General features: G+C 33.1%; 11 protein-coding genes and 1 other RNA gene. 7 read left to right on the top strand and 5 right to left on the bottom strand.

Features of this window, described 5'->3' with window-relative positions; genetic code table 11:
- The first annotated feature begins 75 nt into the window (after nt 1–75).
- The gene (locus LQ189_RS05100; protein WP_221916740.1) at nt 76–960 is read left to right on the top strand and encodes a hypothetical protein; all 885 of its coding nucleotides are present in this window, start codon (nt 76–78) and stop codon (nt 958–960) included.
- Nucleotides 961–1,008: 48 nt separating this feature from the next.
- Here LQ189_RS05100 and hutI read toward each other — a convergent pair whose 3' ends face one another.
- Together hutI and LQ189_RS05110 are read right to left on the bottom strand one after the other, a co-directional pair.
- A complete protein-coding gene (hutI, locus tag LQ189_RS05105; RefSeq protein ID WP_230154724.1) occupies nt 1,009–2,247 on the bottom strand; it encodes an imidazolonepropionase in 1,239 nt (412 codons plus the stop codon).
- A gap of 11 nt (nt 2,248–2,258) precedes the next feature.
- Nucleotides 2,259–3,335, bottom strand: coding sequence for a glutaminyl-peptide cyclotransferase (locus LQ189_RS05110; RefSeq protein WP_230154726.1), 1,077 nt, complete (start codon nt 3,333–3,335; stop codon nt 2,259–2,261).
- An 87-nt stretch (nt 3,336–3,422) separates the two neighbouring features.
- On the opposite strand from LQ189_RS05110, the gene ffs reads away from it, so the two are divergent.
- The 4 genes from ffs to fsa all read left to right on the top strand — a co-directional run bounded on the left by ffs (nt 3,423) and on the right by fsa (nt 5,419).
- Nucleotides 3,423–3,520, top strand: an RNA gene (gene ffs / locus LQ189_RS05115) — signal recognition particle sRNA small type.
- A gap of 81 nt (nt 3,521–3,601) precedes the next feature.
- Nucleotides 3,602–4,405, top strand: coding sequence for an SDR family oxidoreductase (locus LQ189_RS05120; protein ID WP_230154727.1), 804 nt, complete (start codon nt 3,602–3,604; stop codon nt 4,403–4,405).
- A 3-nt stretch (nt 4,406–4,408) separates the two neighbouring features.
- A complete protein-coding gene (locus LQ189_RS05125; protein WP_221916744.1) occupies nt 4,409–4,609 on the top strand; it encodes a hypothetical protein in 201 nt (66 codons plus the stop codon).
- Nucleotides 4,610–4,762: 153 nt separating this feature from the next.
- Nucleotides 4,763–5,419 (top strand): fructose-6-phosphate aldolase, encoded by a 657-nt coding sequence (fsa, locus tag LQ189_RS05130; RefSeq protein ID WP_086454755.1) that lies wholly within the window; start codon nt 4,763–4,765, stop codon nt 5,417–5,419.
- Nucleotides 5,420–5,653: 234 nt separating this feature from the next.
- Here fsa and LQ189_RS05135 read toward each other — a convergent pair whose 3' ends face one another.
- From LQ189_RS05135 to LQ189_RS05145, 3 genes are all read right to left on the bottom strand, one after another.
- A complete protein-coding gene (locus tag LQ189_RS05135; protein ID WP_086454756.1) occupies nt 5,654–7,093 on the bottom strand; it encodes an MFS transporter in 1,440 nt (479 codons plus the stop codon).
- A gap of 168 nt (nt 7,094–7,261) precedes the next feature.
- Complete coding sequence (locus tag LQ189_RS05140; protein ID WP_230154729.1) at nt 7,262–7,969, bottom strand: LytTR family DNA-binding domain-containing protein; 708 nt, start codon at nt 7,967–7,969, stop codon at nt 7,262–7,264.
- Nucleotides 7,959–9,011 carry a sensor histidine kinase gene (locus LQ189_RS05145; protein WP_086454758.1) on the bottom strand — a complete coding sequence of 351 codons (1,053 nt, stop codon included), beginning with the start codon at nt 9,009–9,011 and terminating at the stop codon, nt 7,959–7,961. The genes LQ189_RS05140 and LQ189_RS05145 overlap by 11 nt, the downstream gene beginning before the upstream one ends.
- Nucleotides 9,012–9,288: 277 nt before the next feature.
- On the opposite strand from LQ189_RS05145, the gene LQ189_RS05150 reads away from it, so the two are divergent.
- Both LQ189_RS05150 and LQ189_RS05155 read left to right on the top strand, forming a co-directional pair.
- The gene (locus LQ189_RS05150; protein WP_230154733.1) at nt 9,289–12,315 is read left to right on the top strand and encodes a SusC/RagA family TonB-linked outer membrane protein; all 3,027 of its coding nucleotides are present in this window, start codon (nt 9,289–9,291) and stop codon (nt 12,313–12,315) included.
- Nucleotides 12,316–12,325: 10 nt separating this feature from the next.
- Entirely contained in the window at nt 12,326–13,906 is a 1,581-nt protein-coding gene (locus tag LQ189_RS05155; protein WP_086455171.1) for a RagB/SusD family nutrient uptake outer membrane protein, read from the top strand.
- Nucleotides 13,907–14,056: the final 150 nt, after the last annotated feature.

Consider the following 14,056-nt stretch of genomic DNA (forward strand, 5'->3'; position numbering starts at 1 on the left):
TAATATAATTGCATTAACATACGTTAGTACTTGAGCAGATAATGTTAAATTTGTAAACAAAAAATTAAATTCGAAATGGAAAATCCCAAAAGCAGTTCAAGCCTTAAAGCGGTTGTAGCGATATTAGCTATTTTATTAGTAGGTAGTTTAGTATATATTTTTAAAATCACTTCTGATGCTGAAGTGGTAAAAACAGAGTTAGATACTACATTAACCGAAAAGGAGTCGGTAATGAAAGATTTACAAGAACTAAAAATGACTTACGATGCTGCCATCTCAGAGAATACGTCTATGTCTGACGAACTTATTTTAGAGAGAGATAAAGTTGTAGCATTAATGACAGACTTAAGTAAGTCTAAAGGCGATGTAGCTTCATTATCAAAATACAAAACTCAATTTAATGCTTTACAAGGTAAAATGAAAGTATTGATGGCGGATAATGAGTCTTTGAAAAAGGCAAATACCACTCTTACTTCTCAGCGTGATAGTACAGCGGTGGTTCTTGGTGAGTCAAAAAAGTACAACGAGGCACTTGCTGGCCAGAACGAAGAATTGACAAAAGTGGTTGAAAAAGCAGCTAAATTAACAGTGTTAAATACAAGAGGTTCTGCATTCAAATTAAAAAGCTCTGGTAAAGAAATCTCAACAGATAAAGCAAGTAGAGCTGATGTTTTGAGAATAAGCTATACAATTGCTGAGAACCAAGTTGCTCAGTCAGGAACTAAAGCATATTATGTTCAAGTAATTGACAGTAAAAACAACGTTATTGGAGATAAGAAAACAGAAAACTTTGGAGATAATTCTTTGACTTACAGTTTTATTTCAAATATTAATTACGAAAACAAAACTGTAGATGTTACTGAAAGTGTAAGAGGAAAAGATTTTCCAAAAGGAACTTATTATGTAAATATTTTTGATAAAGATCAACTGGTTTCTAAAACTAGTTTTACTTTAAAATAAAATATCAACCATATAATAGGAAAGAGGAACTCAAGGGTTCCTCTTTTTTTATGAAATTATTTCTCCTGCAATTATAACAGTTTCTATAAGATTGCTGCCAAAAGCGTATGGCAATTGATAATAGGACGAAACAGGTTTTGTAATAATTAAATTTGCGACTTTGCCTCTTGTAATGCTTCCATGCGTGGTAGCTAAATCCATGGCGTATGCACCGTTTATTGTGGCTGCGTTGATAGCTTCTTCGGGTGTCATTTTCATTTTTATACAGGCTGTAGCAACTACAAAGTTCATATTTCCCGATGGTGTAGATCCTGGATTAAAATCTGTAGCAAGAGCAAGCGGAAGTCCAGCACGCATCATTTCGCGAGCAGGTGTATACGGAATACTCAAAAAATACGAACATGAAGGCAATGCTACAGGCATAACGTCAGTATTTTTTAAAGCTTCAATATCCTCTGGTTTCATTACTTCAAGATGATCAACTGAAAGGACATTGTATTGCGTTCCCGCTTGGATTCCGCCTATAGAATTGAATTGATTGACATGTATCTTTGGCTTTAAGCCAAATTTAATTCCGGCTTCCATAATTTGTTGGGTCTCTTCAACAGTAAAATAACCTGATTCGCAAAAAACATCAATGAAATCAGCTAGTTTATTTTTTGCAATTTCAGGAAGCATTTTATTGATTATTAAATCAATATAACCTTTGTGATTTTCTTTGAATTCCAATGGAAATGCATGTGCACCTAGAAAAGTAGCTTTGATTGCAACAGGATAATTTTGTTGTAATCGCTGAATTACTCGAAGCATTTTCAACTCTCCTTCAACGGTTAAGCCGTATCCTGATTTAATTTCAACAGCTCCGGTTCCTAATTGCATGACTTCTTCAAGGCGTCCTTTTGATTGTTGATAGAGTTCTTCTTCTGAGGTTTCATTTAGTTTTTTAGCCGAATTTAAGATTCCACCACCACGATTTGCAATTTCTTCGTATGTCATGCCATTAATTCGGTCAACAAATTCTTGTTCACGGTTTCCTGCATACACAATATGCGTATGGCTGTCACACCAAGACGGTAAAACTATTTTTCCCGCTGCATCAATGGTTTTATTAGGTGTTGTTTGAGGCAACTCTTCCATAGCGCCAAAATCAGATATCAGGCCGTTTTCTATAACAAGATAGGCATTTTTTATTGTGGGTAAAATAGCCATATCGGCACCAGAAACTTTCAAAACGGAAGAATCTCGAACCTGTAGCAATTCTTTAATATTAATGATTAATGTTGTCATTGATAATGAAATTATTCAGTGATTTTAATTTCGAACATTTTGTCCCAATTTTTCCCTGTAACAAAAATGGTTTTTGTTTTAGGGTTATAAGCAATTCCGTTTAGGACATCCGTGTCAGGTAATTGAGTTATTTTTTTCTTTAAGTCCGCTAGATTAATGATAGCTTCAACCGCTCCATTTTTGGGGTTTATCACTGCAATAGCGTCTTTTTGATACACATTTCCGTAGATTTTACCGTTGATCCACTCGAGTTCGTTAACGCCTTCTACTTTAGAATTTAAAGAGTACACATGAATTTGGTCAATAGGTTTAAAAGTTTCAGGATTTAGTATGTGAATGGTTTCTGAGCTATCAGTCATGTATAAATGGGTACCGTCATTAACTAATCCCCAGCCTTCCATATTTTTATAGTATGGCATTGTTTTTTCTTTTTTGAAAGTATCCGCATTGTACACGTATCCTTCATTGTTTTGCCATGTTAATTGGTATACTTTATTATTAAGAATTGTAATGCCTTCGCCAAAGTATTGATCAGCTAATTCCACTTTTTTATACACTTCTCCAGTTTTATAATTTGTTTTTCTTAAGCTAGAGATTCCTTTTATTCCTGTTCCGTTTCCAGCTCCATTTCCAGTTCCTTCATACAGCGTATCTCTATAGAATTCTAAACCTTGTGTATAAGCAGCATTGTCGTGCGGGTAGGTATTTACAATGGTATATTTTAATAATTTTGGTTGAATATTAGAAACTAATTCAACGCTTGTAGTAGCTTCTGAATTTTGTCCTTCGAAAAACACTATGGCCTTTACGTTTTGGAATCCTAATTTTTGGTCTTTAAAATCTAATTTAAAAGGCGTATTTCCTTTGTTTGACGCTATCTTTTTATCATTAACATAAAATACAATACTATCAATTGTTTTAGAATTGCTGTTTATAATATTTATATCAAGAGCATCATTTGGGGTGTATTGCAGTTTAAATTTAGAATTATCAATGCTAAATACACTATTTTGAATATTTTTTGTTTCGTTACAACTGTTAAGAGCTATTCCTAATAAAATGACAGATAGGAAGTTATATTTTTTCATAATCGTTTTTTTTGTTGCACTAATATACAACGTTATTTTTAATGAGTAAAGCACTTGCAAAAATATAAAAAGATTGTATATTTGCAGCGGCAAGTCCTACACGACCAGCTCCTGCAGACTCCCCCAGGATGGGAACATAGCAAGGGTACGTGGTTGAGCGGTGCGATGTAGGTCGCTTGCCATTTTTTATTTCTTTTCAGTAAATGTAGTCTTCCTTAGGGAAGATTTTTTTATTTTTGACCAATCCTAATGTAAAAATAAAGTTGATGAGTAAGGTAGTTTTAATAACCGGAGGTTCTTCAGGAATAGGGAAGTCTATTGGAGAGTTTTTGCAGCAGAAAGGTTTCACTGTTTATGGAACTAGTAGAAATCCAGAACGTATTCTAGATTCTGTTTTTCCTTTAGTAGCTTTGGATGTAAGGGATGTTAATTCTATTCGTGCGGCTGTGGCCAAAGTTATTGAAACCTCAGGAAGATTGGATGTTGTGATTAATAACGCTGGTGTGGGTATTACGGGACCATTGGAAGAAATTCCGATGCAAGAAATGAAGAATAATTTTGAGACTAATTTTTTTGGTCCTATTGAAGTCATGAAAGCTGTTTTGCCGCAGATGCGTTCTCAAAAAGCAGGTTTGATCATCAATATAACGTCAATTGCAGGATATATGGGATTACCTTATCGCGGGATTTACTCCGCTTCAAAAGGGGCACTTGAATTAATTACCGAATCCTTGCGAATGGAAGTAAAATCTTTTGGGGTACATATTACAAATGTGGCTCCGGGTGATTTTGCTACAAATATTGCTTCTGGTAGGTTTCATGCTCCAGTGATACAAGGATCTGCTTATGAGAGTGCATACGGGAATACCTTAAAAACAATGGATGAGCATGTAGATAGCGGTAGTAATCCAACTGAAATGGCCGAAGCGGTTTATAGAATAATACAAACCCCTGAACCAAAAATTCATTATAAAGTTGGGGTTTTTATGCAGAAATTCTCAATTGTATTAAAGAGAATTCTTCCTGATAAAATATATGAAAAAATATTGATGAACCATTATAAACTTTAGTCTATGAGTATTATTTCCGAGTTTTTACCACTGATTTTTAGTGTATTAGTTATTGCGGGTGTCTTTTTTACGGTGTTTTATATACTTAAATCATTAAGTGATAAAATTAATAATGCTGAGCTTTATCGAGAAGAATCACTTTCTGTTTTAGAAGAAATTAGAGATGAATTAAAAGAATTGAATAAAAAGAATTCTCTTAAGTAGTTATAAATTGTAATTTTGCACGGGATTTGCGTGAGGGATTGCAGTGGAAATCCTTTTATTTTTTTCTTTAAAAAATAAAAGATTGTAACGAAAAGCCCGACCCTTGGGTCACGCCCAAAGAATTAGAAACACACAATTAAATATAAAACAATTATGAAATTTTTTATTGACACGGCTAATTTAGCTCAGATTAAAGAGGCGCAAGCATTAGGCGTTTTGGATGGCGTAACTACAAATCCTTCCTTGATGGCCAAAGAGGGCATAACAGGAAAAAACAATATTTTAAAGCATTACGTGGATATTTGTAATCTAGTTGATGGTGATGTGAGTGCCGAAGTAAATGCTTTGGATTACGAAGGAATGGTGAAAGAAGGTGAAGAATTAGCAGATTTACACGATCAAATTGTGGTAAAATTACCCATGACGAAAGAGGGTGTAATGGCTGCTAAATATTTTTCGGATAAAGGAATTAAGACTAACGTAACTTTAGTATTCTCTGCGGGTCAAGCATTATTGGCTGCAAAAGCGGGTGCTACTTATGTTTCTCCGTTCATTGGTCGATTGGATGATGTATCTACAGACGGTTTGGCTTTGATTGAAGAAATCAGATTAATTTATGATAACTACGGGTATGAAACCCAAATTCTAGCTGCTTCTGTACGTCATACAATGCACATTGTGAACTGTGCAAAAATTGGTGCTGATGTGATGACAGGTCCTTTATCTGCTATTTATGGTTTGTTGAAACACCCATTGACTGATATAGGATTAGCGCAATTTGTGGCTGATTTCGAGAAAGGAAACAAATAGATTTGAGATCGTAGACTAACAATTTCTGTTTAAGATTTTATAGTAATTAAAACTCCCTTTATGTATTGTAATGGGAGTTTTTTTTTTTTTTTTTTTTTATCTAAAACGATTGAAAATGTACTAGTTGAAACTATCAGATGAATTTTATATGGAGATTCTCAGTGATTTGAGTTTCAACAAAAAATCCCATTCTAATAAGATAGAATGGGATTTTTATATTATTTGAAACATTTTTTAGTGTCCTCCAGAAAGTTTTTTATCAAAATCAATACCTTGAGCTCTTAAAATTCCACTTACTTTCCAAGCATAAAAAGCTAGATAAGCAAAGCATAAAATACCAATGATATAACTTTGTTGGATTCCAATTCCTTCAGCAACTTTTCCTTGTAAAACACTGATAAAACCACCACCCATAATCATCATAATTAAGAAACTACTTCCTTGACTAGTGTTTTTTCCAAGTCCACTTACCGCTAGGGTAAAAATACAAGGCCATAATGTACTGCAAAATAATCCAACACTCGTGAATGCATATACACTTATCATTCCGCTAGTTGACATTCCTATTGCTGTGGCAATAATTCCTAAAGTTGAAAATATTAATAACATTCGGGCTGGATTTCCTTTACTAGCCATATCAGCTGCAATTAGAACCAAAATCACTAATCCGTAAACATAAAATGGAGTCAAATCATGATTTGCAATAGCATTAACTCCTAAGAACACACCGAAAGCTAAATAAGGAGCAATGAATCGTAATATTCTTTGCAAACTCATATCATTTGTAAACGCCTCTACCGCACCGGTCCAACGACCAATCATTAAACTAGCCCAATACAGTGATATATATGGAGCTACATCTTTTGTTAGGAATCCTAATTTACTTTCCATGTAAGCAGGTAAATTACTAGCAGTAGAAACTTCAACGCCAACATACAAGAAAATTGCAATCATACCCATTACTAATTGAGGGTATTGCAAAGCCGATTTTTTTGCAGGAACACCATCGTGCGCTTCTGTTTCTTCAACTAAAGCTGGTTTGTCTGGCAATGAAGAAAATTTTAAAAGGATAGCAACAAGTAAAAATGCAACACCTAAAACCAAATAAGGAATTTTGACGCTTTCTATACTTGCGCTTGTATTGGCATTAGCACTTGATCCAAAAATGGCAAAACTAACGATAAGTGGACCAATAGTAGTTCCAAAATTATTAATTCCTCCAGCTAATGTTAGGCGCTGAGAACCTGTAGATATTGGGCCTAAGGCAATTGCAAGTGGGTTAGCAACAGTTTGCTGCAAAGAAAAGCCTAAACCTACAATGAAAAGCCCAGCAAGCATTAAAGTAAATGATCCAGTATTAGCAGCTGGATAAAATAGAAGTGTTCCTAAAGCTGAGATTAATAGTCCCAATGAAAGACCATTTTTATAGCCAATTTTATTCACTAAATCTTCTTTAAGTACAACTGAAACCCCCATATATATTAAAGATCCAACAGTGTATGCAATGTAAAATGCAAAAGCTACTAATTGACTTTCGCCTTGAGAAAGATTAAATGCGGTTTTAAAAACTGGGATTAAAATGTCATTACTTGCAGCGACAAATCCCCAAAAGAAGAAGACGGTTACTAGAGGAATAAATTGCCCCCAATTGGTTTTTGAATTTTCAGAATTCATGATTTAGTTTAATTAATAGGTTAGTAAAATAATTCTTGCTGCAATAGGGTAAATGTATTTCTTAACCAACATAAAAAAAAATTATTTCTAATAAATTTCGTTAGTTTTAAACCAACAACCAGTTTTATTCAACAAAAGACTTTTTTGTAATATGGAAAGTTAAGGGAATTAATCTAAAATTTTACTTTTCACTTCTTTACTATAATTTCTGCCTATAGGTATGGTATAGGAAGCTATTTGTATTCTATTTCCCTCGATTGTTTTTACTTTATCCAAAGCGATGGAGTAAGATTTATGAATACGAATGAAGCGATCTTCTGGAAGCTCCTCGGTTAAAGAAGAAAGTGATTTATGTGTAATATAGGTTTTTTCGGCGGTAACTACTTTGATGTATTCTTTCATTCCTTCAATGAATAGAATTTCATCTATATTAATTTTTACCATTTTTTTATCTACTTTGATAAAAATATACGGATCTACACGATGATTCTCTTGTTTTGTAGCTAATCGGTTTTGAAATTCACCAGTTATTTTTGATATACATTTTATAAATCGAGGCAGCGGGATAGGTTTAACTAGATAATCAAGAACATCTAAATCATAGCTTTCAGCAGCAAATTCTCGGAAGGCGGTTGTGATAATAATCTTGGTATTCGAATTATTTTTATACAATTGTATCAACTCAAAACCAGACATGAGAGGCATATTTATATCTAAAAATAGTGCATCTGTTGTGTTGTTATTCAAAAAATCTAAGGCTTCAATAGAATTATTAAAAGTTGCTATAACTTCAAATTCTGGAAAGTTTTGGAAATAGTTGATTAATACTTTAATAGCCAATGGTTCATCATCAATCAATACACACTTAATCTTCATTGTTTATAGGTATTTGTAAACGAATTATATAGAAATTAAATTTGATTTGATGGTTTAACTGATAATTGTCTTTAAATAGTAATTTTAATCGTTCTTTAGTATTAGTTAGACCAATCCCATTTTTAGAGTTTTCATTTTGTGAAAGTACAAAATTATTTATTATTTCAAAATCGAGTGTTTTATTGTTGATGATTTTGCAGTTAATCTTTATGGTCAAGTCCTTGTTATTTATTCCGCCGTGTTTGAACGCATTTTCTATCAATGAGATTAATAATAAAGGAGGAACATGTATATTGTCAAAATTAGATTCTAGATTAATAAAAACAGTAGCATTTTCAAATCGTAATTTTTCAATTTCAATGTAATTCTGTATGTAGTCAAATTCTTTTAGTAATGGAGCAAACTTGGCTCCTTCAATATCATAAAGAACATATTCCATCAAATGGGAAAGTTTTATAATTACATCAGGCACTTTTTTTGAGTCTTCTAAGGAAAGTGCATAAAGATTATTTAAGGTATTAAAGAAAAAATGAGGTTGGATTTGTGTTTTTAAGTATTCAAGCTTTATCTTATATTGATTCTCTCTAAGAGTTCTATTGTTTTCTCTTTCTTTTAGCCAAGTTAATGTCAGGTAGATTGAGGACGCCATTGCTAGAACATATAATTCACCAATACAAACAGCAAGAATATGATTGATTTCAAAAGGCTGATAGTCTCTATTGGCTTCAGGCCAAATGTTTTTTGAAATAATATAATAGGTTAATCCCGTTTTTAAAATATAAATGCATCCTAAACTAGTTAATAGAGCAAATGTATAATGAAGGTATTTTGATCTTAAAACAAATCTTGGTACTAAAACAAATAAATTAAAATAGACTAAAGGTATGTGTAATGCAAATTCGATTAGATTTGACTTAAATGAATATTCATAGTCATTGAAGTAGGCACCCCATCTTAAAAAATTCAATAAAAAATACAATCCCCAAAACCAAAAATGATTTTGAATTTTGATTTCAAATTGCATATCTTTTATTTTATCCATGGTTTTGGAGCCTATTAGGAAATAAGTTTACAAGTGATTCTTGTATTTGATTTTGCAACTTTAATCATTTTGTCAATAAAAACGGGACTTTTTAAAGAAAAAAAAGTTTAATTATTAATATATAAATGTAATGAAAATTAGAAAACGTTTTCGTGTAACATATTATTGAACAAAAGATGTCGTTCGTTTAAAAAACGATACTGTTGGTATAATTTATTTTTTTTAACAAAATCTTAAAGATAATTTTATATTATAACTAACTAATACATTAAAAAAAATGAAACAAATTTTATTAATCGTTATGATTATTTTTGCTTCGCAACTTTCATTTGCGCAAGTAAAAACGCTCAAAGGAACGGTAACTGATGCCAGCGGTATGCCAATTCCTTCTGCAAATGTTCAAGTACAGGGAGAATCAAAAGGAGCAACCACTGATTTTGATGGTAATTTTGCTATCCAAGTAAGTGTGGGTAAAACTTTAGTAGTATCTTATTTAGGATACGAAACGAAATCGGTAGTAGTTGGTGATGCAGATACTATTAAAATAATATTAAACAGTGGTGCTACAACAGCATTAACCGAAGTTGTAGTAACTTCATTAGGGATTAAGAAAACAAGAAAATCTCTTACTTATGCTGCTCAAGAGTTAAAAGGTGAAGAGTTAACAAGAGTAAAAGACGCGAACATTATTAATACTATAGCAGGTAAAATTGCAGGTGTTGCTGTAACAAGAAGCTCTGGGGGTACTGGAGGATCTACTAAAGTAGTTATTCGTGGTAATTCTTCTGTAAGCAATAACCAGCCATTATATGTTATAGATGGTATTCCTTTATATAATGGATCAGCAGGACAACCAAACAATGCTTTTGGGGATACAGCTGGTGGAAACCGTGATGGAGGAGATGTAGTTTCTTTGATTAATCCAGATGATTATGAAGGAATGACTGTTTTGAAAGGTGCAGCAGCATCGGTTTTATATGGTTCGCAAGGGGCAAATGGCGTAGTATTATTGTCTTCTAAAAAAGCAAAACAAGGTAAAGCTCAATTAAAAGCTTCTTCTGTATCCACATTTGAATCAGCTGCTTACTTACCAAAATTCCAAAATGATTATGTTGCGGTTGCAGGTGGTGAAGAAACTTGGGGAGCAAAGCAAAAAGTAAATGATCACGTAAAAGATTTTTTTGAAACTGGAAGTACTCAAATTTCTTCAGTTAATTTCACAACAGCTTCTGATGTGGCATCTACTTCATTATCTTATGCAAATACAACAGGATCTGGGATTATTCCTGGAAATGGTTTGAAACAAAATAATTTTGGTTTCCGTCAATCAGGTAAATTATCGGATAAATTAACTGTTGCTGCAAATGCAAATTATACTACACGTACTGTAAATAATAGACCAGTAAATGGTTTGTACTTTAACCCATTGACGGGTGTATATTTAATGCCAAGAGGGAATGACTTTAACGAATATAAAAAGAATTTCGAAGTTTTTAACCCTACTAGAAATATGAATGTTCAAAATTGGATGACTAATAGAGATATTATGCAAAATCCTTTTTGGGGAATCAACAGAAACAAATCTGAAGATACGAATCAATTTTTTAATGGAAACTTAGCTTTAGATTATAAAGCAACAGATTGGTTATCTATTGCCACTAGATATAGTTATAATAGAGTTGAAAGTGGATTTACAAAAGAAGTTTTTGCTACTACTCAAGGTACATTATCTCATATAAATGGTAGATATATTGACATCAATAACTTGAGTACTCAACGTTATGCTGATTTAATCGCTACGATTAATACTAAATTTAATGATGATTTTAGTTTTAATGCTAATATCGGTTCAAGTATCACGAATACTTTGGCTAATAAAAGAACAACATTAGATTCTGGAATTGGTGGAGGTTTACAAATTGCGAACTGGTTTACTTTGGGTAATTTTGTAAATAACGCATTAAACTTACAAACTGTTGATTCAAGAAAAGAAGTTCAATCAGTTTTTGCAGCAACAACTTTTGGATACAAAGAGATGTTATTCTTAGACTTGGCAGCAAGAAATGACTGGTCTTCTACATTGGTTAATACTGACAACACAGGATTTTTCTACCCATCTGTTGGGGTAACAGCCATTCTTAGTGAAATGGTAAAAATGCCAGAATTTGTAAATTACGGTAAAGTGCGTGCTACTTATGCTCAAGTAGGTAATGATATTTTTCCATTCGTAACTTCTCCAACGTATGGTTTTACAATTGAAGGTAATAAGCCAGCTACAGTTGCTCCACAACCAGGAACTTCTTTGCGTCCTGAGTTAAAATCTGAGATTGAAATCGGTACAGAATGGAGAATGTTTGACAACCGTTTAGGATTTGAATTGTCTTACTATAATTCAAACACTAAACACCAATATTTACAAGTTTTAGCGCCACCAACAAATCCATTAGGAGTTAAATATTACGGAATTAATGCAGGAAGTATTTCTAACAAAGGTTTTGAAGCTGTAGTAACCGGTAAAATTATTAAAGGAAATAAATTCTCTTGGGATGCAACAGTAAATTATTCTAAAAATATAAATAAAGTAGAAGAAATTCCAGCAGAATTAGGAGGAAAAGTAATCTTGACAGAAGCTGGAGTAAATAACTACAGATATGTATTACAGCAAGGTAAACCATTTGGTGTTATTGAAGGAGTAAATATTAAGAGAGATGCACAAGGTAAAGTATTATTGAATGCTGACGGAACTATTCAAAAAACAGAATTTGAAGAAGTAGGAAACTCTAATCCAGATTTTATGTTAGGTTTTTCTAACTCATTCAAAGTAGGTTCGTTTTTTGCGAATGTATTAGTTGATGCAAGATTTGGTGGAGAAGTAATGAGCTTGACAGAAGCTACAAACGATGAGTTTGGTGTTTCGAAAGCAACTGGTGATGCAAGAAATGCAGGAGGTGTAGCTATTAATGCAGTTTATCCAAACGGAAATGCTTATTCAGGTAAATATCCTGCAGAAAGTTATTATAAACAAGTTGGTGGTAGAGCTGGAGCAACAGGAGAATATGTATATGATGCTACAAATGTAAGTTTAAGAGAGGTTTCTGTTGGATATACATTCAACACTAAAAAAATACCATTTTTACAATCAGCAAGCTTGTCTTTAATTGCTAGAAACTTAGGATTTATCTACAAAGATGCTCCTTTTGACCCAAACATTTCATTAAGTACTGGTGAAGGCTTACAAGGGATAGATGTTTATGGAATGCCATCTACAAGAAGTATCGGTCTTAACTTAAACGTAACTTTCTAATTAAAAAAACATGAAATTAAATACAATTAAAAAAACAGCTATTTGTGTTTCCTTACTCGCAGCAGTAAGTTGCACAAACAATTTTGAAGATATTAATACCAATCCAACGGGTATTACTGAGGCGCAATATGAACAAGATTTTAATAATATCAAAGGTGCTTTTGCTCCTATGTTTAATAACATTATTGTCTTGACTCCAGAATGGAAATACCAAGTGCAACAAGGGCTTCAAGGTGATATTTGGTCTGGTTATATGGCTACAGGTACTGCTTTTAGAGGAGGAACCAATAACACTACTTATGATTTAGTTGATGGATGGAATGGTTTTGCATGGGGAGCTGCTTATGGTGATGTAATGTATAATGCCTATTCTGTTGAACAAAAAGCCAAAGGGAAATACGATCAATTTTATGCTTTAGCTTTGATTTTGAAAGTGGAAGGAATGCATAGAGTTACAGATACCTATGGACCAATAGTTTATTCAAAATTTGGAACTACTGATAAAACAATTGGATATGACTCACAGGAAGAAGTATACAATTTGATGTTCAAAGAATTGGATTTTGCAGTTACTGATTTGACAAAAAGAGTAGATGCAGCAGAACCCTCAACTTTTACAACTACAGATCTATCAGGATATAAAGGTGATTACAAGAAATGGGTAAAATTTGCAAACTCTTTGCGTTTGCGTTTAGCCATGCGTATTGTAAAGAAAAATCCAACTTTAGCTAAAGCTGAAGCTGAAAAAGCCATTGCTCAAAAATTTGGAGTAATGACTACAAATGATGATTTATTTAAAATTGTTTCTCCAAATTTCAACAACCCAATAGCTACCATTAGTGCTGCTTGGGGTGACGTCAGAATGTCAGCAGATATGGAGTCAATTATGGGAGGATATCAAGATCCAAGACTTCCTGTGTTTTTCAAAACATCTGCGCAGTTTCCGGGGCAATACAAAGGTGTTAGAACAGGTATTGAGATAGCTGCTAAAGCTGATCACGTAGATTTTTCTGAAATTGGACCAATAGTTAATTCTAAAGAAATTGTATTAATGACAACTGCCGAAGTTTATTTGTTAAGAGCTGAAGGAGCATTAAGAGGATGGAATATGGGTGGAACAGCTCAAAGTTTGTATGAATTAGGAATCACAAACTCTTTTGCTCAACACGGAGTTTCTGGTGTAGCTGCTTACATCGCTGATAATGCTAAAACAGCCAAAGATTATGTAGATCCAAATTTTCCAGTAAATAATGGAGCTGCACTAAATACTGTAACTGTTGCTTGGGATGCAGCCGCCACTAATGAAGTGAAATTGCAAAAAATTATAACTCAAAAATGGATTGCAGGTTTCCCAGAAGGACAAGAAGCATGGTCAGAATACAGAAGAACTGGATATCCTAAATTACTTCCAGTACTTAAAAATACTAGTGGTGGTAAAATATCTTCTGCTCTAGGTGTTCGTAGAGTGAACTTCGTTCAATCTGAAAAAGATGGGAATCCAGGTGGTGTAGCTACTGGTTTAGCTAAACTAGGTGGGCCAGATAATGGAGGAACAAGATTGTGGTGGGATACTACTGGATCTAACTTCTAGTTTCTAGTATATAGTTAATAGTCCTTAGTGATTTGTTTTTGGCTTTATGCTAAGGAATAATTACTAAGGACTAATAGCTAAATTTATTGACTAAATAACGCTTTATTGGTTAAACAATGTCGTTGGTATACAAACTCTGACCGTTTGTTT

It is taken from the genome of Flavobacterium sp. CECT 9288 (assembly GCF_918731615.1).
In the GTDB taxonomy this organism is placed as follows: domain Bacteria; phylum Bacteroidota; class Bacteroidia; order Flavobacteriales; family Flavobacteriaceae; genus Flavobacterium.

What these genes read in the sequence shown, in the direction of transcription:
- LQ189_RS05100 (WP_221916740.1), top strand. Translation starts at nt 76, where the DNA reads ATGGAAAATCCCAAAAGCAGTTCAAGCCTTAAAGCGGTTGTAGCGATA.
- hutI (WP_230154724.1), bottom strand. Translation starts at nt 2,247, where the DNA reads ATGACAACATTAATCATTAATATTAAAGAATTGCTACAGGTTCGAGAT.
- LQ189_RS05110 (WP_230154726.1), bottom strand. Translation starts at nt 3,335, where the DNA reads ATGAAAAAATATAACTTCCTATCTGTCATTTTATTAGGAATAGCTCTT.
- LQ189_RS05120 (WP_230154727.1), top strand. Translation starts at nt 3,602, where the DNA reads ATGAGTAAGGTAGTTTTAATAACCGGAGGTTCTTCAGGAATAGGGAAG.
- LQ189_RS05125 (WP_221916744.1), top strand. Translation starts at nt 4,409, where the DNA reads ATGAGTATTATTTCCGAGTTTTTACCACTGATTTTTAGTGTATTAGTT.
- fsa (WP_086454755.1), top strand. Translation starts at nt 4,763, where the DNA reads ATGAAATTTTTTATTGACACGGCTAATTTAGCTCAGATTAAAGAGGCG.
- LQ189_RS05135 (WP_086454756.1), bottom strand. Translation starts at nt 7,093, where the DNA reads ATGAATTCTGAAAATTCAAAAACCAATTGGGGGCAATTTATTCCTCTA.
- LQ189_RS05140 (WP_230154729.1), bottom strand. Translation starts at nt 7,969, where the DNA reads ATGAAGATTAAGTGTGTATTGATTGATGATGAACCATTGGCTATTAAA.
- LQ189_RS05145 (WP_086454758.1), bottom strand. Translation starts at nt 9,011, where the DNA reads ATGGATAAAATAAAAGATATGCAATTTGAAATCAAAATTCAAAATCAT.
- LQ189_RS05150 (WP_230154733.1), top strand. Translation starts at nt 9,289, where the DNA reads ATGAAACAAATTTTATTAATCGTTATGATTATTTTTGCTTCGCAACTT.
- LQ189_RS05155 (WP_086455171.1), top strand. Translation starts at nt 12,326, where the DNA reads ATGAAATTAAATACAATTAAAAAAACAGCTATTTGTGTTTCCTTACTC.